Genomic DNA, 23,629 nt, shown 5'->3' with positions numbered 1-23,629 from the left:
CTATATACTTTCACCAGTAGTAACGCCGCGTTTATAAGAGTCAGGGATCAGCGAGTCGATACTATGCTCGGCAATACGCGTCGCAGTGAACCCAAGGGAGGCTAAGTGGGATAGCAAGCTTGATTCCATTAACGGCACTGCGGCTGCGACTTTAGGGGTCAAACCCAGCACCATAGGTTCGAGCACGGTTGGGGTGACGCCCAGCACAAAGGTTTTAGGTCTGTCGCCAACCATCTCCATCATATTGAGGGTTTGCAGCATTTCGACTTCATGGGCGCTGCCTTGCCAGTCGATTTCCTTCGGTGCCTTATCAAAATCGAAGAAGTAGACTTCGCCCGCTTCTACGCCATTGGCATTGACAGTATCGACTACGATTAAATAATCGTATTGGCAAATTATGGGAATGAGTCCCTGAGCCAAGGTGCCGCCATCGAGCAGCGTTAGCTGGTGAGACTCATGGGTAAACTGATAATTATCAGCTATATAATTGACAAAATGTACGCCGATGCCTTCATCGGCGTACAGGACATTGCCAATACCGAGTAGCAATATCTTCATTGGACTCCTAGTGGTGTGAGTCTGGCTTTGGGTAGTCATAGCCAGAGACAATCGAGTCAACTGAGTTATGTTTGAAGCGTATCCCTGACCAAACCGCCATATAGACGTGGATAACCACAAAGATAACAAATGCCCAAGTTAAGTAGTGATGGAAAATCCTAACTTGTGCCAGCCCACCCATTTGTGCCGTAATCCAAGCGGCGCTGCCCCAAAGCATCCCACCTAAACCTTGGTGATACACATTGGCGTACAACACCAGACCCGTTATACATATCACGAGAGCGACCAGTGAGATTGCTACATAAGTCACAAATTGCAGCGGTCCATATACACCCGCTTTATGTAAGTGACCCATCCATAAGTAAGATTTCAGCTGAGTGATCCAGCTTTTTACACTCATCACATCGCGAAATGAGCGTCGCTCAATGTCACTTCGACTGAAAAAATACAGGTAGAAGCGGACTAAGGTGATCGCGGTCAATACAAAACCGCAGATCAAATGAGCGAAGCGGATCCAGCCTTGTACGAGCACATCCGTACTTTCAGGCGCCACAAGAAACGGCCAAGCAATATAGAATCCGGTGATCACTAGCACTAAAATTGACAGTGCCCTGAGCCAGTGGAAAATCCGTATTGCCGGACTAAAAACCAGTGTCCGAATGCGGGTTGCAGAATGGTTCATTTTGCGTTCCCTCCCTCGATTATTGACCATTGGGACTGACACGGAACTCGCTCAATGCCTGACCTTTAAAATCCATCACGTGTACAGAACACGCCATGCAAGGGTCAAATGAGTGAATAATACGTATCACCTCAAGGGGCTTAGTTGGATCTTCCAGTTTCAAGCCAATTAAAGAGGCTTCATAGGGACCCATTTTACCGTTGGCATCCACAGGTCCTGCGTTCCAGGTCGTCGGTACTACGGCTTGATAGTTCTCAATCACTCCATTTTTTATGCGGATCCAGTGGCTTAACATGCCGCGTGGCGCCTCAATCATGGCGTGACCTATGTACTCTTTGCTCGGGTCGATATTGGGTTTCACATAAGTTGATTCATCAGACTGGATATTCGTCAGCAGCGCATCGAAGGTTTTTAATCCTTCTTGGGCGACGATAACTGTCTGTAACATACGGGCTGCGGTGCGACCTAAAGTGGTAAATAGGGCGGCAACGGGTAAGCCAGTGCGAGCGAGCAAGGCATTGACTGAATCCACAACCACCTTGTTACCACGGGCATAGCTCACCAATAGGCAGGCTAATGGGCCCACTTCGACGGGTTCACCTTGATAACGGGGGGATTTCACCCAAGAGTATTTGCCATCACCATCCAGCGTTGGCAGCTTACCGTAGACGGTATCGCGTTCAACAAAACCGGTATAATTAGGAATCGTTGTACCGTCATAGGGATGCTGCGGCGCATCGGCGCTATACCAAGCATGGCTAACGTCTTCGGCAATCAGATCTGGGTTTACATCGCTGACACCGGCAAGGTCGCCATTCATGATCACGCCTTGATTGAACATGTATTCGCCATTGGCTAACACAAAGTCATCGGTCGCCATGAAGTTTTTCACATTCACGCCGCCCAGCACACTTGGCTCAGTACCAAAGGCTTCGGCCGCCATCACGATATCCGCTTGATAAGCACGCAGGATAAAGTCAGTCACGGTCGCATGTTTTTGCTTCCATTCCTGCAGGCGAGCAGGGCTTAACATGTCACGCACCGACGTCACACCACCAACAACAACGGATTGTGGATGTGGAGATTTACCGCCAAAGATGGCCAGCATTTCCGCCGCAACACGTTGTACTTCAAGTGCTTTAAGGTAGTGAGACAGCGCGATAAGGTTTTGCTCTGGAGTAAACTTATAGGTGCCATTGCCCCAATAAGCGTTCGCAAAGGGGCCTAATTTACCCGTTTCGACAAAGCCTTTGACTCTTTCTTGCACGGCTCTTAAATCACCTTCACCCGCGGCTATGGGCTTGTCTGTGTATTGCAGCGCAACTTGCGCAGCTTTGGCCGGATCGGCGCTCAGTGCAGACACCACATCCACCCAATCAAGACCGTGTAGATGGTAGAAATGCACAATATGGTCATGCATGTATAAAGAGGTTTGCATCAATGAACGTAAGTATCTCGCGTTCAACGGAATTTGAATTTCTAACGCATTTTCAACCGCTTCAGTACCGCAGCGGTAGTGGGAATAGGTACATACGCCACAGATACGTTGCACAATAAGGCCAACATCCATAGGCGTGCGGCCTTTGAGAATGACTTCAATACCGCGCCAAAGTGTGGAGGATGACCAAGCCTTGTTGATGACGTTATTTTCATCAACTTCGACTTCGATACGTAAGTGACCCTCGATACGTGTGATAGGGTCGATAACAACGCGCTTGCTCATGGGTTATTCCTCCAGCGGTTTGGCAAAAATACTGGCAACGGCATGGGCTCCAATGCCCACCACAGTCGCGCCTAAAATCACCGCACCAATAGTATCTGCGGTCGCATCCAATCCATGGAGGAGTTGACGGCCAAGGGGTTTTTCAAAGTCGGCCATGTCATCCCAGAAGTTAGGTTCTGAGCAGCCCATACAACCGTGTCCAGCGAGTACTGGCCAGCTAGTGTGATGGTTAAAGCGCTCGGTTGGGCAGTTGTTGTAGGTGTAAGGGCCTTTACAACCGACTTTATAAAGGCAGTAGCCTTCTTTCGCACCGTGATCGCCAAATTCTTCAACGAATTCACCGGCATCGAAGCGGCCGCGGCGTTCACAGTTATCGTGTACCCGTGCGCCGTAAGCCCATTTAGGTCTATTAAACATATCCAGCGCAGGTAATTTTCCGAACATGATGAAGTACATCAAAGTGCCGACTATGTTCTTTTCACTCGGTGGGCAACCGCCTAAGTTAATCACGGGTTTACTGACCACTTCATGCACGCCTTTCGCCCCCGTTGGGTTTGGATAAGCGGCTTGCACCCCACCAAACGCCGCACAAGTGCCGACAGAGATAATCGCGGCGGCGCCTTCAGCAGCATGCTTGATGATTTCTAACCCTGTGTGGCCTTTACAACCCACAGTTAAGAAACTGCCGTTATTTGCAGTCGGAATCGCCCCTTCAACGGCCAGTAAATAGCGGCCCTTGTAGGTTTCGAGTGCATGTTCGAGGTTCTCTTCAGCTTGCCAACCCGCTGCAGCCATTAAGGTTTCGTGATATTCCAAGGAGATATGATCAAAAATCAGCGAATCTAGATTGGGGGTATCGGTACGAATTAAGGATTCTGAGCAGCCAGTACATTCGGCCATGTGTAACCAGATTAAGGGTACACGGTCGGCTAATTCGGCAGCTTCGGCTACTAAGTTACTAAAGGGGAGAGGTAATGCGAGCATGCTCGTCACCATGGCACTCCACTTCATAAAATCACGGCGACTAATACCGTGTTGTTGCATTTTTTCAATCAGCGATTGTTGTTGACGGGGAGCGAATTGGCGCAGTGCATCTAAGCGCGCCTTTCCCTGTTCATATAGGGCTGCATGTGTGTCCATGGGTCAACCTTTTTTGTTATTTAAATGTAAATTGGTAAGGGTTTACATAATTGACAGGGTCAGTTTAGGCCGTTGGAGTGTAAAGATTCTTGATGTATATCAAGAATTTTCAAGAGATGTGATAGAACTGAATTTGACATTTAATTAACATGACGTAGATCTAATTTCACTTTTCCTAATAGGACAAAATGTCTCACATTTATCATTTTGGATGAAATCGGTCACTTAATCGGCGCTCGTGTGATTAAAGTTGCGCTGTTGAAAATGCCGACCTTAAGTGGGGGAGTCTGTGCATACGGCTTAATTGGACTTATATCAGCTTGTTTAAGAAAACCTTAAGATTCAGTTAATAGATTCGAACGTAATCGTTAATGCGGAATATGCTATGAAGAAAATATTGTTGTTACTCAGTTTAATGGCCGCTGGCGTACAAGCCGCGCCGTCGTTGGATCATCAAGTGTTTAACGCGCAGAACCAAGCTGTTTCCCTGAGTGAGTTTAAAGGCAAAGTCGTCTATGTCGATTTTTGGGCCTCATGGTGTGGGCCTTGCCGTAAATCCTTTCCGTGGATGAATGAGATCCAAAAAAAGTATCAAGATCAAGGTTTGGCCGTCGTGGCAATCAACCTAGATACAGATAACGAGTTAGCCCAAGAATTCTTAAAACAAGTCCCCGCCAATTTTTCAGTGCGTTTCAATCCAGAAGGTGATGTCGCGCGCAGCTTCGATTTGCTGGGTATGCCGAGCAGTTTCATGTTCAATCGCCAAGGTCAGTTAGTGCAGCATCATGTTGGTTTTTATGCCGATAAAGCCGCTGAATACGAGCAAGAGCTCGTTAGTTTACTGAAGGAGTAATTTATGCTTAAACCCGCATTAGTCGCAGTCACACTCATTATAGGTTTGAGTGGTTGTTCAAATTTAGGGGTGCAGCCGTGGGAGAAAGGCCAGTTGGCACGCGCCGATATGGCGCTCGACAGTGAAAAGCTCGATCTGGCGCTCGATGATCATATTTATTTTAGTAAAGAAGGCAGTAGCGGCGGTCGCGCCTTTGCCGGTGGTGGATGTGGCTGTAACTAAACTCTCCGTCGGTGTTAGTTGCCCTTAGATGTAACGAATAGATGTGATGAGCTCAGGGGCGAAATCCCGCGGTATTGAATAGATGAAAGTGACCTACAGGTGTTGTCAGCTATGACCCAAAAAAAGAATCAAATAAATGCAAGACAATCGAAACAGATTGCGGGTGCGTTAGCCTTAGCCAGTTGTGGATTGTTTGCCACAAGTGGCCACGCGACTGAATTATCTAAAAAAGCTGACGACTGGAAGGTCGATGCCGCTTTAATGTATTACGGTGAGCAGGATAGAGTGCAGGCCGTTGAAGCCATAGGTACAGCACAAAAAGCCTTTGGCGATGATAGCGTGCTGGATCTCAAACTGGTGGTCGACAGCTTAACCGGTGCCTCGGCTTCGGGCGCTGTGGCCCAAAGTACCAGCCAAACCTTTACTCGTCCTTCGGGCAATGGCCAATACAGTGTGGTAGCGGGCGATACACCGCTTGATGACACGTTCCACGATACCCGCGTTCAAGGCAGTGTTAACTGGGCCCAAGCGCTCAATCCTGACTGGAAAGTCAACGCTGGTGTCTATGGTTCAAAAGAATTCGATTATATGTCAATGGGGCTCAATGCCAGTATTGAGCGCGGTTTTAACAAAGACAACACTACGTTATTTTTAGGCACAGCTTACAGCTTCGATGTGGTCGATCCTGTCGGTGGACGTCCGGTGGATTTATCCTCCATGGCGGTTCGCGATAACTTCGCCAGTGAAGAAGCCTACCGCACCGCATTTGATGCGACTCGTCAAAGTGGCAGTGATAACAAGCAAACGGCCGATGTGATGTTAGGCATCACCCAAGTGCTCAGCCAGCGCTGGTTGTTGCAGGCCAATTACGGCTTATCGAGTGTCAATGGCTATTTAACCGATCCCTACAAAGTGCTCAGTGTGGTGGATAATAATGGCATCACTCAGGATCTCTTGTATGAGAGCCGCCCCGATGCTCGCTTGAAGCATAGCTTTTACGTGATGACTAAAGGCGCGTTAGATGCGGGCGTGGTGGATTTTTCCTATCGTTATAATACCGATGATTGGGATCTCACATCGCACACCTTAGAAACCCATTACCGTTATTACTTTACGGGCAATTTTTACGGTCAATTGCATCTACGTTATTACCAACAAACGGCGGCTAACTTCTATCAACCTTTCTTGATGGCAGATGCGCCACTGCCCGAGTTTGCCAGTGCCGATTATCGTATCGGTGATATGTCGGCTTATACGATAGGGATTAAATTTGGTCATCGATTATCGGGCGGTCATGAGATGTCGTATCGCTTAGAGTATTACCAACAGGATCCGAAAAATAACGGCACTACGATCCCAGGAGAGCTGCAAAACTTTGATCTGTTCCCGACGCAGAAGGCAATAACAGCACAGTTTAGTTATTCTTTTTAATACGAAATAATGCTACTGACTCAGATAGCAAGGCGTTAAACTGTATGGGTAGCTTAGCTACCCATACTCAATTTACCCCTGAGCTTATTTAAGCTGAATTCCAGTGGGGTGCCATGTAAAGAGGTGATTTATGATGTCGACATCATCCCTAAAAACCGCACTTTATTCGCTGCAACGCCGTGATTGGGGTTATGTGGGCGAATTTAGGGCCATGGCGAGTCCCTGTGAAATACTCATCGCATGCGATCAACTCGATATTGCCGACGATATGTTGGATATGGCAGTCACTGAGGCGCTGCGTATTGAACATAAGTACAGTCGTTTTATTGCGCAGAATTATCTGTGGCAATTAAACCATGCCTATGGTCATAAGCAGCTTATTGATGAAGAAACCTGGCAGTTATTGGCTTTTGCCAAACAATGTTTTCAGCTTAGTGATGGATTATTTGATATCTCGGCAGGGCCGTTAATGGAGCTGTGGCGCTTTGATCCCAAAGCCCAATTGCCCGAACATGCCCGCATACTTGCCGCGAAAGCCTTAGTGGGGTTTGAGCGTATCGAGTTTGATTCGCGCCATATTGAGATGCCATCGGGAATGAAATTGGATTTTGGCGGCATTGCTAAGGAATATGCAGTCGATAGAGTCGCCTATGAGTTGGCTGAATGTTATCCAGATATTCCTGTGCTAGTGAATTTTGGTGGCGATATCGCCTGTCCTGTGCCCAAAGTGAACCCATGGCAGGTAGGCATTGAAGATCCTCGCCATCTCGATCGCGCCGCTAGTGTACTGGCGATCAGTCAGGGCGCATTAGCGACCAGCGGCGATACACGGCGCTTTTTTGAAGTCGATGGAAAGCGTTACGGCCATATTGTCGATCCGCGTACTGGCTATCCCGTCGTCCATGCGCCGCGCTCCGTGACTGTGTTAGGGCCAAATTGTGTGACCGCGGGAATGCTGGCGACTATGGCCATGTTACAGGGCCAAGATGCGGAAGAATTTTTACAGCAACAAGATGTTAAGTTTAGTATTTTCCGTTAAGGGTTCTTTTAAAAGGCTCTGTTAAGGACATTGAATGCGTATTATGTTGGTTGAAGACAATGAGTTATTAGCCCAAGGGATTTGCTTAAGTTTGGCAAAGCTGGGCATGCAGGTTGATCACCTTAATAGTTATCAGCAAGCATTACAGGGTGTTAAAAATGAAAGCTTCAGTGCCATAGTGCTCGATCTGGGTTTACCCGACGGTAACGGTAAAGAGTTACTCAAGGCGTGGCGTCAGCAGGGAGTGTCAATTCCTACAATAGTCCTGACCGCCAATACGGATTTTGACACTAAGCTCGAGTGCTTAGACATGGGCGCCGATGATTATCTCGGTAAACCCTTCGATGTGCGAGAGCTCGCCGCTCGCATTCGCGCCATTGTCAGACGCCAGTACGGGCTCGATCACAACAGTTTGATTATTGGTGCGCTGTGCATTGATTTAAATACCCGCGAAGTGACCTTTCGCGATCAAAATGTGCTGCTTTCACGGCGTGAATTTCAATTATTGCTTGAACTCGCACAATCAGCTGGGCGCGTATTGACGCGCAGCCAACTGGAACAGTTAACCTATGGTTGGGATGAAGTCGGCAGCAACTCGATTGAAGTACATATTCATCATCTGCGTAAAAAACTTGCCAATGAGCTGATTAAAACCGTGCGTGGAATCGGCTATACCTTGATTGAAATAAATTAATTCACTGAATTAAGTGACAATACTCACGTTTGTGGGTATTGATACCTCAGTCATTTGCTGAGGGTTAAACGTTAGGAAACTGAAGTGATTCGATTAAAGGGGCTGGATGTGTATTCACTGCGTTTGGTACTGACATTATTGATTTTGTCAGGTATTTCAGTGTCCGTTGCTGTCTCTAGCTGGTTGAGTACTCGGGATTCTAAGCATCAAATTGAAGAACTCTTCGATGCGCAAATGCTGCAAACCGCGAAAATGCTGGAGCTGTTTTATCACACTGAGCCCGGTGCGACGCCCCAGAGTACCACGAGACCGCAAGTGCTCCACGTTCCCGATAGCCAGATCAGTTCCTTTGCCGAAAAAGCCGATGCCCTGAAACTCGCCTATGAACATAAATTGGCGTTTCAAATTTGGAGTGAGGCGGGCGAAGCCTTAGTGCTGTCGGACAATATTGGCCATCAACCTATCACTCGATTCGTACAGGGTTATCACAAGAAAGTGTTTGAAGGTGAACTCTGGCATGTGTTCAGTTTTTTCTCGGTTAAAAATCATGTTTGGATTGTCACCGCTCAGCAGGATGAAGTGCGCCAAGAGCTCGTATCGCAAATCATGCACAACGCGGTTATCGTGCCCTTGATTGTGGTGCCTTTGACACTACTTATCGTTAGCCTATTGTTTTATCTATTGTTCCGGCCATTAAAAACCTTCGAAAGGGAGTTGATTGGGCGGGCGCCGAACGATCTCACGCCGCTGACTATGTCACTACCGAAAGAGCTCGTACCCGTTCGCCGTGCATTAAATTTATATATCAATAGCATAGCTAGATTCATTGCCCGTGAACGCCGTTTTAGCGCCGATGCCGCCCATGAACTTAAAACACCATTATCTGTGATTAAATTACATCAACACGGTTTAGAGAGCCTGATTGACGATGATCCACAGCAGAAATTTCATCTAGCCGCGATTGATGCCGGCGTGGTGCACATGAGTCATACCGTTGAACAGTTACTCGTGTTAGCGAGGGTTGATTCGATAAATGAGCTCAATGTGTCATCCCACGCTATCTTGCCCATGGTTGAAGATGCGCTTAATCAATTGATGCCACAAATCACCGATTATGAATGGAATATCGATATCGCGCCCCAGCAGACCGTGACCTGCGATCGTTTCTATCTGCTGCTCGTGCTAAAAAATATTATCGAAAATGCCTGCAAATACAGCCCGCAGGAATCAGAAATCTCAGTGTCGGCCCATTCACTGGGTGATGAGATTAGTATCTGTATTGCGGATCGCGGCCAAGGCATGACAGAAGAGCAGATTGCTAATGCCACAGAGCGTTTTTATCGTGTGAATGAAAATGAAGGCATAGGTGCGGGTTTAGGTTTGTCTATCTGCCATCACATCATTGAATTGCACCAAGGCCGTTTAGTGATAGCGCCTAGGGAGCAGGGCGGATTATCTGTGACTCTTTTTTTGCCGCAATAGTTCAGAAGTTAACATCTTAAAATAGATCCGCAGTTTAAGTGACATCACCTCAGTGGTTTTGATACATTTGGGTGAGTGTAATTGTGAGTTTGTCAGCTATCTTAGAAAAAATCCTTAGGTTTACCAACAGATTGGTTCGCTAATTGCGTTTTTTCATCTAAGATCATCCACACTTAAGTTGAGACTTTAAAAAGTCTCATTTTACTTTCAAAAATGTAGCATTTGGATCACTTAACCTGCTTTTGTAACTGTGAAAGCAGAAATATGCATGATAATGTTATTTTTATATTCCTTTTAGGTATAAACTTATTCTCAAATAGTATTGTGTAGAAGGGGTTAACTGCATCTTTATTTATGAGTTTTTTTCTCCTTCTGATATCTTTCGCGATATGTAAGCAACTGTTTTTTTTCGCCCCTAAGCGAGGGTGAAAAAAATTCACTGTATACATAAAAAACATTGATTTCTTAGTTTATTTTTTTAGGTTACCTATCTATGGTTAGCTTGTTGCGTTGCCCATCGTCCAAACCTTATTCGTCACTCATTTGTTCACTGACGCTAGGCGCTGTTGTCGCTCTGTCTGGTGTCGCGTACGCTGAAGAGACAAAACCCGCCGAGACAGTTCCTGTGGTAACTCCGCCGAAAGTGATTTCTCAGCCCGCTACAAAAAATCAAGTGAGATTCACTAAAACAGGCGCTTTCGATAGCGATACTGTGGTGAAGATTGCAAAACGTTTGGCAGCGAAACCGTATGTGGCCCTTAAAGACCCGTTACCGGCCGGCCTGGCTAAATTGTCATATGATGAATACCGTGACATTCGTTTTAACCCGACTGCGTCTATTTGGCGTGATCAGGGCGTGCCTTTTCAAATGCAAATGTTCCACCGTGGCTTCTATTTCCAAGATCTGATCGAGATTGCGATTGTGGAAGGGCAAAACGCAACGCACTTAGCCTACGAGCCTAAGTATTTCACCGCGGGTGAAGTGATTACTCAAGCGTTACCCAATGACGATATTGGCTACTCAGGTTTTCGCATTCATAACCAACTGAATACTAACGGTGTGTTTGACGAACTTATGGTGTTCCAAGGTGCGAGTTATTTCCGCGCTTTAGGTAAAGGTAACGCCTATGGTTTATCTTCACGTGGTTTAGCGTTAAAAACCGCCGATGCCGAAGGGGAAGAATTCCCAATATTTCGCGCCTTCTGGGTTGAACGTCCATACAATGACAGCAACCTGATTGTTGTGCATGCCTTGCTAGATAGCCCAAGTGTGGCGGGTGCTTATACTTTCTCTGTCCGTCCAGGTGATAACACTTTGATTGATGTCGAAGCGACGCTGTTTCCACGAGTTGAGCTGAGCAAAGTTGGTTTAGCACCCAGCACGAGCATGTTCCTGCACTCACTCAATGGTCGTCATGATACCGATGACTTTAGACCCGAAGTACATGATTCAGACGGTTTATTGATGTTAAACGGCCGTGGTGAGCATTTATGGCGCCCATTGGCTAACCCACGTCAATTACAGGTCAGTGCGTTTTCTGACAACTCGCCACAGGGTTTTGGTTTGATCCAACGTGAGCGTGATTATGCGTCTTACCAAGATTTAGAAGCACATTATGAACGTCGTCCAAGTCTGTGGATTGAGCCTGTGGGCAACTGGGGCCAAGGTTCTGTGGTGTTGACTGAAATTCCGACTGAGTCTGAAATTCATGACAACATCGTTAGCTACTGGAAACCTCGTCAGCCTATTCCTGCGGGCAGTGAATTCCATTTTGCCTATCGCATGAGCTGGGGTGATGAACCCGCGGCTAAAGTCGGTGCTGTACATGTGTCTCGCTCTGCCAGTGGCCGTGCCGATATCGCTAAAGCAACACCAAGACGTTTATTTGTGGTCGACTATCAAATTGAAGGTCCGATGACAGATGAAATGCCAGTTGCTAAAGTGGAAGCGTCTGGTGGTGTGGTTACCAATGTGGTGATTGCCCGTAATGCAGCCAAAAATGGCTATCGCTTAGCTTTTGAATTAGAGCCAGAAGATAAAGAACTTATCGAACTGCGCGCTGAACTCAAGTTCCCAACTCCTCGTCAGGTTGAAACCTGGCTCTATCGCTGGACGCTGTAAGGTTCATGACGGAGCAACATGATATGACTGTATCCGACAACTCGGTACTCGAGACGGAAGTCCTCGTGGGTGGTAGTGCTATGCCAAATGAACGGCCTGGCGCTATGGAACCCCAAAATTTAAGTAAGATGCCAGAGGGATTCCCTCGCCGTAGCACAGTGGCGAATGGAGTACGTTCGCGTGCTTCGCGCCGCTTCTTAGTGGTTGGCGGTGCTTTATTACTGTCTTTATTCGCTATTTATGAAATGGGCGCGGTATTTAGTATTGGCGGAATTACGCCACTGGAATATCTCGTGTTGGCGTTATTTGCGGTTAACTTTTGTTGGATCGCCTTAGCGTTTTGTAGTGGTATTGCGGGTTTTTTAATTTTGCTGCGCAAACCGCGGGCAAAAGATCTGCAAGTGACTGAGCTGCATACGCGCACCGCGATTTTAATGCCGACCTATAACGAATCCCCAGACAGGGTATTCTCAGCGGTCTCTGTGATGGCAGAAACCTTGTCGCAAACGGGTCATGGTCATGCTTTTGATTGGTTTATCTTAAGTGATACCACCGATCCCGATATCGCCTTGCTCGAAGAGCAGGCGTTTTTGGTGTTACGTCAAGAAACCCATAAACACTCGCGTGTGTATTACCGTCGTCGTCGTAAAAACGTCGCCCGTAAAGCGGGTAACGTGGCCGATTTCTGCCGCCGTTGGGGTTCGCGCTATGATCACTTGTTAGTGCTTGATGCGGACAGCTTGATGGAGTCATCAACCATCACAGGTTTGGCCCAGCGTATGCAGGCCGACCCTGATGCGGGTTTAATTCAAACGATCCCGTCGCTGATCAACGGCACTACTTTAATGGCGCGTTTACAGCAATTTGCGGCGCGCATTTATGGCCCCGTAATTGGTACCGGTTTAGGCTGGTGGGTACAAAAAGAAGGTAACTTCTGGGGCCATAACGCCATTATCCGTACCGAAGCCTTTATGACCGCGGCCGGATTACCCAACCTTAAGGGTAAGCCGCCTTTTGGTGGCCATATCATGAGCCATGACTTTGTTGAAGCGGCGTTGATTCGCCGTGCCGGCTGGAGTGTGGTTATTGCCTATGACTTACCCGGTTCATACGAAGAATGTCCACCGTCAATTATCGACTTAGCCGTGCGTGATCGCCGCTGGTGCCAAGGTAACTTGCAGCATTCACGTATTTTGCCGACCAAAGGTCTGCACTGGGTGAGCCGTTTGCATTTACTGACGGGTATCATGGCCTACTTATCATCACCTTTCTGGTTGATGTTGATTTTGACTGGTTTGATGTTGGCCCTGCAAGCACACTTTATTCGACCTGAATATTTCACCGATCAATTTTCACTGTTCCCCACTTGGCCCATCATGGACTCGGATAGGGCATTGAGATTGTTCTACATTACTATGGGCGTCTTGTTCGGCCCTAAAGTATTTGGTGTCTTGTTGCTGCTTAAAGACGGCGAGTTTGCTCGCAGTGTTGGCGGCCGGATTAAAGCGATATTCAGTGTGATCTTTGAGGTTATACTCTCAGCGCTGATCGCACCTATCATGATGTTCATCCATTGCGGTGCCGTGATGTCGATTCTAATGGGCCGCGACAGTGGTTGGTCGCCGCAACGTCGTGATGACGGCAGTATGCCTTGGATGACGTTAATCTATCGTCACCGTTGGCATATGCTGGCGGGTGTGATGTTAGGTTATGCAGCTATTTTGGATTCTCTGACCTTGTTAGCTTGGATGAGTCCAGCCTTGATTGGTCTATGGATTGCCGTGCCTATTTCAGCTTGGACGGGGTCTGTCAAAATCGGCGAAGTGTTTAAACGTGCGGGTATTCTTGCGACGCCTGAAGAGCGAAATCCTGCGCAGATTTGCTTGCAAGCACAGGATGCTCGTGCCGCTTACCAAAAACACATTGCAGAGCCTTGGACATTGGCACAGGTACTTAAAGATCCTGCGTTGATGGAGCTGCATTTAGCTATGGTGGATAAACAGCCATTGCGCGCTGCGGGGACTCCGATTGAAGCGATGGAAGCCATAGTGCATGTGAAAGTGCATGAAGCTCGCTGCCAGCAGAGTGCATTAGCTGTACTGAATCGCCAAGAAATGGCGATGGTGTTAGCTAATCCTTTGATGTTACGTAGCCTGCAGAAATTACCAGAGCAGTTTGTTGAAGAAGATCTGGTGTCTTTTTGCTAACGAATATCTAACGCACAGCGAACCAACACTAGCGCAGCATTTGCTCGCAAATGAGTTTGGTTGTAATCATTAGAAAATGCCACTGACGACCTCAGTGGCATTTTTCTTTTCATAATCTGCAGTTTGCCCCTAGTAATTAACTGATCCCCATGAAATAGTCGTATCACAGTATTATTGACTGACATGATCGCTGGCTTTCAAGTGACCTTAAATAGCGAAGGGAGTATTTATGGTATTGCACAAGATCATCCAGTATTTCGCATCGTTTGTACGCGCATCGCAAATTAAACGTATGCCCATGAGTCGCTATTTGGGACTGTTAGTGCTGAGCGTTATTGTCTGTTTTCCTATCACGTCAGTGGCAATGACTACCGATGATACTCAAGCCATTTCATCGAATCCCAGCATTGGTGCACAGCAAGACATGCTGCAGCTAAACAGTGTGCAACCAAGCACTGAGCGTAAAGTCGATGAGCCCGATGCAGTCTTGCCACTTACGGCATTAGTGCCACAGGTGCTGCTGCTGGATCTTGCGGGCGTTAATCCTATTTTTGGTCTGCATTATCGCGAATTAACATTATCACCAAATACCTTATCAGCGGCCGATGTGGCGCGGTTTCAAGCTGATGTGACGGGCTACTGGCGTTATATCAAGACCTTTGCGCAGTGTAATAACGGCGAACCTGTAGACACAGTATCAACCGTTATTCCAACGGATCTCCAATATCAAAGGGTGCTAAAACAAGTCACCCATTTAGCGCTATTGGATGCGGCTGATCCTTGGGAAACCTTAGTGCTGGATGAAACGTTAACGGTCGGAATGAGTCATCCACTCCTTGATACCATAGCTAAACGTTTGTGGCGCTTGGGTGATTTAGCCATTGAGCCAACGACGAACCTTGTCTATAGCGAAGAATTGGTGGTTGGTGTTAAGCGTTTCCAACAAAGGCATGGGCTAAAACAAGACGGGGTGATTGGTAAGCAGACCTTGTATTGGCTGAATCAATCGCCAAAGGCGAGGGCAGTCTTACTGGCTAAAAATACGATTCGGCAACGAGTGTTTGAACGTAAGTTGGAGCCAAGCTACTTGCTGATTAACGTGCCCGCCTTTGAGATGATCTTAGTCGATAATGGCACCACAGTGCTCAATTCCAAAGTGATTGTGGGCAAATCTTCTCGGCAAACCCCGCTGCTGGATAGCCAGATTTCCAGCGTGGTCCTCAATCCCAGTTGGCGAGTGCCGAGCAGCATTCTACGTCGAGATATCCTGCCGCAGATTAGGCGAAATGGTCATTATCTTAATGAACGCCAATTTGATGTGTACGACTATAACGGCCAACGGGTGCAACACATGCCAGAAGAATGGCAGGACTTAGCCAGCACTTCGTTTCCCTATCAGCTAGTGCAACGCCCAGGGGCGAAGAATGCATTAGGCAAATATAAGTTTCACTTTGATAACAGTTTCAGTGTCTATTTACATGGCACTTCTGAGCCAAGTCTCTTTAACAAGGACGATAGGGCATTATCATCAGGCTGTATTCGGATTGAAAAAGTCACTGAATTAGCCCAGTGGTTTAAAGAACATTTAGTTAAAGATAAGCGTTTATGGGACAAATTAGCCCCAGATGTAACGGAGCCCCAGTGGTTTTCACTTTCTCAAAAGCTGCCAGTGCATCTGGTGTATTGGACTGCATGGCTGGATGACGACAGTGGGCAAGAGCAATACCGTAGCGACATTTACCATTTAGAAGCTGAGTTGACGAATGCGGTACCCGCCACGGTTTTAGATCTCAATTAAGATTTTGGCAGTATAAAGCTGAGTAAGATAACAAATTGAACTCGCAGGGCATTTTAAAATCGTGGGCAGAATGGGGTGGGCAAAACTTGATCTTAGGGCTTATTCAGTATAATTTGCTTGGTTAGTGACCAAAAAGCATACAATAGGTGATCATGTGACTTTGATATGTCCTGCCCGTAGGCAGTTATTGTTAGGCCTGAGTGGTGTGGCATTATGTTCTCTTATTCCCTCAAAAGCGGTAGCCAGTCGTTCAACCAAAGGGATCCGCGAGTTAAGTCTGTTTAATCGCCATACCGGTGAGCGCGATGACGGCAGTTACTGGGTTGATGGTCATTATCAAAGCAAGGTATTAAACGATTTTAATCATTTACTGCGGGACCATCGCCAGAATGTGGCGGCGCCCATGGATAAACGTTTATTCGATTTGCTCTATTCCCTTAAAACGACTTTGAATGTCGACGATGAAATCCATGTGATTTCTGGTTACCGTTCACCCAAAACCAATGCCATGCTTGCGAGTCACAGTGGCGGCGTCGCAAAAAAGAGTTATCACATGCGCGGCATGGCTATGGATATCGCGATCCCAAGCGTTAAGCTTAAAACCCTCAGAGAAGCGGCTTTATCACTAAAACTGGGTGGAGTGGGCTATTATCCTAACTCTGGCTTTGTGCATGTCGATTGTGGGCCGGTACGACACTGGTAGCGTGAATAATTTGTTGCTGAACTCGCTGATAGAATCCTTGCTCTAGGGCTTGAGATTCTGTCAGGTAATGCCTCAGCAGCGGGATAAATTGCTGGTTGAGCTTGTTCATTTCTCTATGCTGTTGCCAATCACAGATCAATAAACTCAAATGTTGTGAGAATTGATACTGCCGTTGCCTTTGTAACTCAATGTCGACCGATTCAATGACCTGCATGAGTAAAATTAAGCTGCGGTTTTTCTGTTGGGTGCAGGCAAGCAATTCTAAAAATTTTAATTCGAGGGTATTTTGCTGGTAAGGAACGGTTTCGATAAGCGAGACAAGTTCACGGGCCAGTTGGCATGAAAGTCTGTTTTCTTGTTGTAACTGGTATAGCGCATGACGCATTTTTTGACACAGCAGTTATCGAAATTTGCCCGAGCTTATCAGGCTTCTCAATTTCCCAGTGTGATCTAGATCGCGTGTTTTTTGTTTGAGATCAAAGCCTTTTCTCAGCGGTAACAGCTAAGATACAAGTTCTTCAATTTGATAAATTGCTACCTGTTTTAATAACGCAGCGGCGGACAAATTGATGGGTTGCGGGATTCTTGTGCGCCTTGGGTATCTATGTTAGTATTCGCGCGCTTTATATGAGCCGTCATTGGTCGAAAATGCCGGCAACTTTTTACTCTAAATTTAAGTGAGAAACACATGTCTTACACTATCCAAGCACAAACCCGCACTGAAATAGGGAAAGGTTCGAGCCGCCGCCTACGCCATGCTGGTAAAGTACCTGCTGTTATTTATGGCCAAGGCAAAGAGCCAGTTTCTATTGTTTTTGATCACAAAGATATCATCAACATTCAAGCTAACGCTGATTTCTACACTTCAACTTTGACTATCGTTGTTGATGGCAAAGAAGTGGGTGTACGTGCACAAGCTATGCAACGCCACGTGTTCAAACCACTTATTGAACATGTTGACTTCGTTTACGCTTAATTGTCGTAGCTGAAGCAAAAAAGCGCCTAAGGGCGCTTTTTTTGTGGCTGATTTTCACGCGACAGATTTTCATCTGATGGATCGGCGTGACTCATTTTATTGCGGCGTAATACTTATCATAGACAGGCAGAGTGTATCGACACTCCACCTGAATTTGAGTCTGAGTCTGACTTTGCTACTTGATATTGAAGTTGTAATAGATATCAAGGGATTGGCCTAAAGTGCCCGATACGGTTTCAAGATAAAGCTGCGAGAGCAGGTAATATCTGACCGTCATCTCATAGCCAGGGTTAAACACGCCCACCCCGTATTTCACCATCAAGTTCTCGCCGATAAAGCCACTGATCGCCACACGGCCCTCATCGTTGGTGTCGAGTTGTACGTTAGAGAAACCAAACTCTTCAATCAATCCGGTCGCGGTATTTCCTATGTTGTTAATGGCGCCGCCGCCCACCTGCGAGCTTAAACCTAAGGCTGCGCCCATCATCAATGAGTTATTTTGCTCATTGTTGGCACTGTTAAAACCACTGCCTTTGATAATGTAAGACAAGATCTCGGCCTGCTCTTTGGCAGGATTAGAGAACAGGGTCACCACAGGGCGGGCGGGAGTGCCAGTGACGCGCACACCCGCGACTAAGTCTTCACTCTTAATCTCGCGTATTGCCTCAATATTCAGGTTAGGCACTGAAGTCGGCCCCACAAACTGCACTTCACCAGTACGGATCCTTAGGGTTTGACCCATAAACCGGTAACTACCCTGATTAACTCTAATATTACCGAAGAGCAAAGGCGGGCGGAATGCTTGCTGTTGCAGTTTTAAGGTTCCTTGGAGTCTACCAGTGAGGCCCATGCCATCAATCCTGAGTTCGTTGCCCACACTGATATTCAGATCGGCCACGATTGCGTAGGGGCTGGTTTTAGGTTGCGTGGCGGCAATGGAGTCGTCAAATACCACGTCATCAGATGTGGCGATACCGCCTTCCGCTAATGGCACAATTTTAATGTTGCCAGAAGGAACGGCTATTTTGCCCTTCACCGTTAATTGTTTACTGTTGAAGGTTAAATTGATGTCGGGTGAAACATCAAGGATAGCCAGTGGCGGCTGGATCACGGCGAGTTTGTCACCTTCAAGGGCTAATTCACCGCTAAATTGACCTTGGGGCCATTTCAGCTGGCCAGTCACTCGACCCAAGCCATTGCCCATCATCCAGCGACCCTTTAGCTCGGCTTGTTGACCCGCGAACGACATTGACAGGTCAATTTTGTCGATTAGCGTCGGGTTTGCCGTCAGGGCTAAGGAGCCCTCCGTTAAGGCCATGCTTCCCGACACTTCTGGCGCCTCTAGACTGCCCGCAAAGTTAAGCTGACTGGTCAGCAAGCCTTGTACCGTATTTAGCTGCGGGAAAAATTCTCCCAGTGGTTGTAAGTTGATTTGCTTGATATTGGCAAAACCTGAGAGCGCACGGTCTGGGGTGACATTAACGTTGATCTCACTCTGCCAACTGGCCACACCTTCAGATTCAAAATTTAATACTGTTGCAAGCCGTTTAGCATCTAAGGTCGCCAGCAATGACAGATGTTGGTAATTAATGGTGACTTCACGATTCTTATCCCGCTTGAGCATGATACTGCCAGGGGCAAAATCAAAGTTCACATCGGCAGTGGGTTTACGACCCGCTGCCCAAGCAAAATTGGCTAACAATGAGGCGGGGCCATCCCAGCGCATATTCGTTGGCAATATCGGTACGAGTAATTGCCCCGGATTACCCGAATAGCTCACCTGCGCGCTGCCTTTTTTGCCGATTGTCGTCTCGCTGTTTAGGCAGATGCGGCTGTTCGGGTTCATGAGGCAAAACGGCGTGATGCTGCCCTGATTCTTGTTTTGATCCCAAGCGAGATTAATGGCGTTATCGAGCTGCCATAGGCCAACGGGGGTATTGAGATTTAGACGTTCGACATCGAGCCGTAGTCGCGATTTTTTCTCATCGTATTGGCTACTCACTGTGGTATCGAGGCCAAGATCGCCCGTGGCATTCAGGGTCAGCTTTTGAGCGTCAATAGTGCCTTTCGCCCCGAGTGTCACTGTATCTACATTCTGATCCGCAATCTGTAAGGCTTTTGATTTCAGCGAGATAGCAAATTCATGTTGATCTAGCGGCTTGTAATAGGCCTTTAAGTTGGATTCTCGCAGCTTAATATTTTGATAAAACAGTTCAGCGAGTTGGGCGGTGAGTTCAACTTGAGGGTGCTTCTCATCCCCTGTGACATTAATTTGCGCCTGCAATTGGCCGCTGGCCTTGGGCAACCACAGACCGAAGTCGGGCACTTGCAGCTCACCCTGTAGATCCCAGTTGGCGTTTGCTTCGCCTTTGAGTGCCAGAGTCGAGCCCAGTACTTTGGCGTTCAGCCCCTTAGAACTGACATACAGGGAATCATTCACACTGATATCCCCTGTGATATCGAAGGGATAACCTTGCAGGGTGCCCGTGAGCTCAGTGTCGTTCAGGGAGACTTGCCAGCGAGGATCAGCAAATGAGCCTTGAGTGCGTAATTTTCCTGAAATCAAACTGTCCGGTAGACCGGTTGCTGTTTGCGTCGTATCCGTTTGTGGCAGTTGTACTTCCTGCAGTTTTACGTCATTGAGCCAGAGATTGGCGTTCCAGCGAATGGCTTTTTGATAATCGAGTTCGCCCGTGAGCTTGACCTGACCAATCGCGCCCGTTGCATCAAGATTATTAATGGTTAACTTCGCATCTTGATGCTGAAGGCTAGTGTCTATGGCGAGTACTTTATGGAACGGCGTAGTCAGCTGGCCTTTAAGGCTCGCCTCTTGACGATTGAGATCGCCTTGACTTTCCAGTGCCACATCACTGACTGAGTATTCAGGGCTTTTTAGCGGCCACTGCAGCCGTGTCTGTTCAAGTTTTACCTTGTAGGGCAGGCTTGGATCGCGAAGTGTTATCTGCCCATCTAGCGTGAAGTCGGCATCGCCCTTGGCGACAGCGTTGACTTGTAGTTGCCCTAAGCTTTGGCTCAGCTTTACATCTAGTACTTGATGAGTCAGCTCAGGTAATTCGGCTAATTGGTTAAGGGTGAGGTTGGCTTCTAAATCGAGTGGATAATCGTTATCGAGCGTTAAGCTACCTGTGATATCCGCGCTGCCATCTGTATGGCTGATGGCGAGATGATCTAAGGTCAATTGATATTCGCGGAAATGACCTTGCAGCTCGGCATGGCTAAAGACATCTTTACGATCGCCGATTTGCAGCGTGGTGTTATCAAGCGTGAGGGCATTAACCGTCACAGGAAAAGGCATAAACACTTGTGGCAAATGCGCTAGAGCCCATTCAGCACTACTGTCTTTTGCTGGCTTGTCTTTTGCCGGCGTAGTTGCAGCTTGGTTCGTTTGCGCGGTATCGGTTGCTGTGGGGATCAGCACGAACAATCCTTCACTGGAAAGCTGCTTAATCGACAAGCCTTCGGCAAGCCACTTTGCCTCTGCGTTAAGGCGATTGGCCGTAAATTGCATCTCATCCACTTGGATATTCACAGCGTTGAGTTCCGCGGAATCTAACTCAATATCAAAGGGTAATTGCAGCTCGTTGGGCGCTTCATCGAGCGGCACTATCGGGGTTTCATTTGTGTCGGCAGACAGGGCTAAGGTATCAATAGTCACATCGACTTTGGCCGCAGATAAGCCATTAACACATAAACGTTTTTGTAGTAAACAGGCGGGTTGCCACAGTAAATGCAGATCCTCAAGTTGTACCTTGATGCCAGCCATAGACCAAGACGCATGGGACAGGGCTAAGTCTTTATTAATGGAGCCTGAGGTGTAAGTCAGATCAAGATCGGGCACAAACTGATCGGCTAAGCCCACTGTGATGCGCGAGCCAAACTCAGTGCCGAGTAATAGGGCGATTAATACTAAAAGCCCTAATGGCACATAGATGATAATCCGAGTCCAGAGTTTGAACTGTCGCCACAGTTTTTGAATGAATGACACCGATTGGGTGACAGAACTCGCAATGGCTTCAGTGACTTCCGTAATGGGGCTGTCTACTGCGCCTTGTTCGGTTGGCTTATTATGCTCTGGGGGCTGGCTCATAGATCTGTCCCCATGGTCAGGTGAATTCGCCATGATCTTTCAATGGTATCGGTTTCTTTCAATCCAACCCCTAAATCCAGTTTGATTGGGCCGATGGGGGAGATCCAATGGATACCGCCACCGACCGAGACAACAGGTTCAAATTGATTGTTATCGAAGGCGTTACCCGCATCGATAAAGGTACCGACCCGCCAAGTGGGGGTCACATAATATTGATATTCTAAACTGCCGACCATTAAATAGCGGCCACCTATGACCTCGCGATTGGTCTTGCCATCATCTGCGACATAATCTAAATAGGGGCCCAATTCTTGATAACCATAACCCCGCACACTCTGATCGCCACCGGCAAAATAGCGCAGCGAAGGCGGAATAGAGGCCAGATCATTTTCGTTGGCTAAGTTGGCGGCTAAATCGATACGCGCGACAATTCTGTGGTTGTCGAAGAAGGTATCAATCCATTTAAATTTAGCTTGGAGGCGCGCTAAGCGGGTTTCTGAGCCCAAATAGGGATCGGCATAGTCTAGGCTGTAAATCTGCCTAAAACCGGACTTAGGATCGAGAGAATTATCACCGCGCGTTGTTCGCGAAAAGTTAATCCCCGCCAAATAAAACGACGGCATATAATCGACGTCAGACTGGGTATATTCTTCGCGAATAGCTTCAAGTGAATAACTCATTAGCCATTGGTTTTCGAGTCTTTGTTGACGTAATAGCCCAAGAAGATATTTGGTCGATTCAAGCTGACCTGTATTACTAAAATCGCGATTCTCGGCGTCATACACTTGGGTCACACCGTATTTGTCCCGTAGCAAACCGACGCGGATTTTTAATTGATCATCTAAGGGATGCGTCAAGGGGATAGTATAAGTGGTTAATAACTTTGGTCTATCCGGTGACCATTCAAGGCTGGTTTCCTGTGAATGGCCGTATTTATTGATTTGTGGCGTCCGCCAAGTCACGCGCACTCTTGGGTCGAAAGCTTGATCCGTCTTGCCAATATCACCACCAAAACCGAGCTCAATGGCGTGGCTTGCCTTAGGTGTTAATTCCACCAGCACCGGAATATGACTTTCTTCGACACCGTCGATTTGCGGGATCACTTTAATATTGGCGAAATAGCCCGTGTCTAATAACTGGCGATTCAGCGCGCCCACACGGCGAGTCGAGTAGGAAGCGCCTTCTTTAAAGGGAATAAGTTTTTCTAAAATTTCAGGTTCTAAAGTATGGCCTTCGAAGCTGACTTGGCCAAATTTATAACGTTTGCCAGAGTCAAAATGCAAACTTACCTGCGCGGTATTGATGTCGCGGTTAACTTTAATCTGTGATTCCGTAAATTCGCCATCGAAGTAACCTCGTGCCAGAGCTAAGGTGACCAGCTGCGATTTTACGTCGCTATACACACCGTGGTTTAGCACATCGCCAGGCTTAAGGTTGACCTTTGCCAGCCATTGATCGAAGGCGCGATCATCGAGCATTTCGCCACTGAAGTTAATATCGACCCACTGGACTATGGTTGGCTCGCCTGCAGTGATCACCAGTTTTAGTTCCCACGGTCCCTTGTCATGTTCCGTCAGTTTTTCTTCCACTTCGCCATGATAGTAACCCATGGATTCTAAGGCTGTGCTGACATTGTCATCGACATTAAACAGAAAGGCACGGCGCTGCACCTCGGATTCGGGTAAGGTGCCTAAGTGCGCAACTATGTTACGTTGCAGAGCTTCATTCACGCCTGTGACAGATAATTTAATAAATTCATCTGCCGCCGCAGCGACGGATGTGACTGAAATCAGACTCAGAAATAAGCAAAAACGAAAGTAATGTGAGGTGATTTGCAAAAATGGCTGCACTTTATAGTCCCTGTGATGTGGCATCATTGTCGCCAGAATAA

Annotated in this window: 18 protein-coding genes; 11 read left to right on the top strand and 7 right to left on the bottom strand. The window is 47.3% G+C overall.

Features of this window, described 5'->3' with window-relative positions; genetic code table 11:
• Genes OX890_RS13775 through hyaA form a run of 4 tightly spaced genes read right to left on the bottom strand, consistent with a single transcriptional unit; the run spans nucleotide 1 to nucleotide 4,103 of the window.
• The gene (locus tag OX890_RS13775; RefSeq protein WP_259578317.1) at nucleotides 1-558 is read right to left on the bottom strand and encodes a HyaD/HybD family hydrogenase maturation endopeptidase; all 558 of its coding nucleotides are present in this window, start codon (nucleotides 556-558) and stop codon (nucleotides 1-3) included.
• 7 nt (nucleotides 559-565) lie between these two features.
• Entirely contained in the window at nucleotides 566-1,240 is a 675-nt protein-coding gene (cybH, locus tag OX890_RS13770) for a Ni/Fe-hydrogenase, b-type cytochrome subunit (protein ID WP_006081382.1), read from the bottom strand.
• 19 nt (nucleotides 1,241-1,259) lie between these two features.
• Entirely contained in the window at nucleotides 1,260-2,963 is a 1,704-nt protein-coding gene (gene hyaB, locus OX890_RS13765) for a nickel-dependent hydrogenase large subunit (protein WP_268649415.1), read from the bottom strand.
• A 3-nt stretch (nucleotides 2,964-2,966) separates the two neighbouring features.
• Nucleotides 2,967-4,103, bottom strand: a complete 1,137-nt coding sequence (hyaA, locus tag OX890_RS13760; protein ID WP_028760176.1) for a nickel-dependent hydrogenase small subunit — start codon at nucleotides 4,101-4,103, stop codon at nucleotides 2,967-2,969.
• A gap of 385 nt (nucleotides 4,104-4,488) precedes the next feature.
• Between hyaA and OX890_RS13755 the strand changes: the two genes are divergently transcribed.
• The 10 genes from OX890_RS13755 to OX890_RS13710 all read left to right on the top strand — a co-directional run bounded on the left by OX890_RS13755 (nucleotide 4,489) and on the right by OX890_RS13710 (nucleotide 16,654).
• The gene (locus tag OX890_RS13755) at nucleotides 4,489-4,956 is read left to right on the top strand and encodes a TlpA disulfide reductase family protein (RefSeq protein ID WP_006081385.1); all 468 of its coding nucleotides are present in this window, start codon (nucleotides 4,489-4,491) and stop codon (nucleotides 4,954-4,956) included.
• A 3-nt stretch (nucleotides 4,957-4,959) separates the two neighbouring features.
• On the top strand, nucleotides 4,960-5,178 hold the full coding sequence (locus tag OX890_RS13750; protein ID WP_006081386.1) for a DUF4266 domain-containing protein: 219 nt from the start codon (nucleotides 4,960-4,962) through the stop codon (nucleotides 5,176-5,178).
• A 111-nt stretch (nucleotides 5,179-5,289) separates the two neighbouring features.
• Nucleotides 5,290-6,609, top strand: a complete 1,320-nt coding sequence (locus tag OX890_RS13745; protein ID WP_268649413.1) for a DUF3570 domain-containing protein — start codon at nucleotides 5,290-5,292, stop codon at nucleotides 6,607-6,609.
• Between the two features lie 130 nt (nucleotides 6,610-6,739).
• Complete coding sequence (locus OX890_RS13740) at nucleotides 6,740-7,648, top strand: FAD:protein FMN transferase (RefSeq protein WP_268649412.1); 909 nt, start codon at nucleotides 6,740-6,742, stop codon at nucleotides 7,646-7,648.
• Between the two features lie 34 nt (nucleotides 7,649-7,682).
• Nucleotides 7,683-8,342, top strand: a complete 660-nt coding sequence (locus OX890_RS13735) for a response regulator transcription factor (RefSeq protein ID WP_006081389.1) — start codon at nucleotides 7,683-7,685, stop codon at nucleotides 8,340-8,342.
• 84 nt (nucleotides 8,343-8,426) lie between these two features.
• Nucleotides 8,427-9,824, top strand: a complete 1,398-nt coding sequence (locus OX890_RS13730; protein ID WP_268649411.1) for an ATP-binding protein — start codon at nucleotides 8,427-8,429, stop codon at nucleotides 9,822-9,824.
• A gap of 493 nt (nucleotides 9,825-10,317) precedes the next feature.
• A complete protein-coding gene (locus OX890_RS13725; RefSeq protein WP_011846652.1) occupies nucleotides 10,318-11,946 on the top strand; it encodes a glucan biosynthesis protein G in 1,629 nt (542 codons plus the stop codon).
• Between the two features lie 23 nt (nucleotides 11,947-11,969).
• Nucleotides 11,970-14,153 (top strand): glucans biosynthesis glucosyltransferase MdoH, encoded by a 2,184-nt coding sequence (gene mdoH / locus OX890_RS13720; protein ID WP_259567707.1) that lies wholly within the window; start codon nucleotides 11,970-11,972, stop codon nucleotides 14,151-14,153.
• Between the two features lie 229 nt (nucleotides 14,154-14,382).
• Nucleotides 14,383-15,951, top strand: a complete 1,569-nt coding sequence (locus OX890_RS13715; RefSeq protein WP_268649410.1) for a L,D-transpeptidase family protein — start codon at nucleotides 14,383-14,385, stop codon at nucleotides 15,949-15,951.
• Between the two features lie 154 nt (nucleotides 15,952-16,105).
• On the top strand, nucleotides 16,106-16,654 hold the full coding sequence (locus OX890_RS13710) for a DUF882 domain-containing protein (protein ID WP_012089020.1): 549 nt from the start codon (nucleotides 16,106-16,108) through the stop codon (nucleotides 16,652-16,654).
• Here OX890_RS13710 and OX890_RS13705 read toward each other — a convergent pair.
• Complete coding sequence (locus tag OX890_RS13705) at nucleotides 16,605-17,039, bottom strand: hypothetical protein (protein ID WP_006081396.1); 435 nt, start codon at nucleotides 17,037-17,039, stop codon at nucleotides 16,605-16,607. The genes OX890_RS13710 and OX890_RS13705 overlap by 50 nt on opposite strands.
• 303 nt (nucleotides 17,040-17,342) lie before the next feature.
• Between OX890_RS13705 and rplY the strand changes: the two genes are divergently transcribed.
• The gene (gene rplY, locus OX890_RS13700) at nucleotides 17,343-17,630 is read left to right on the top strand and encodes a 50S ribosomal protein L25 (protein ID WP_006081398.1); all 288 of its coding nucleotides are present in this window, start codon (nucleotides 17,343-17,345) and stop codon (nucleotides 17,628-17,630) included.
• A gap of 175 nt (nucleotides 17,631-17,805) precedes the next feature.
• Here the strand turns inward: rplY and tamB are convergent, their stop codons facing one another.
• Together tamB and OX890_RS13690 are read right to left on the bottom strand one after the other, a co-directional pair.
• Nucleotides 17,806-21,738, bottom strand: coding sequence for an autotransporter assembly complex protein TamB (tamB, locus tag OX890_RS13695; protein WP_268649409.1), 3,933 nt, complete (start codon nucleotides 21,736-21,738; stop codon nucleotides 17,806-17,808).
• The gene (locus OX890_RS13690; RefSeq protein WP_259215815.1) at nucleotides 21,735-23,588 is read right to left on the bottom strand and encodes an autotransporter assembly complex protein TamA; all 1,854 of its coding nucleotides are present in this window, start codon (nucleotides 23,586-23,588) and stop codon (nucleotides 21,735-21,737) included. The genes tamB and OX890_RS13690 overlap by 4 nt, the downstream gene beginning before the upstream one ends.
• Nucleotides 23,589-23,629 lie beyond the last annotated feature (41 nt).

It is taken from the genome of Shewanella sp. DAU305 (assembly GCF_026802235.1).
In the GTDB taxonomy this organism is placed as follows: Bacteria; Pseudomonadota; Gammaproteobacteria; order Enterobacterales; family Shewanellaceae; genus Shewanella; species Shewanella baltica.
The sequence above is the reverse complement of the archived record's forward strand: the minus strand, read 5'-3'. Positions and strand labels throughout refer to the sequence as shown.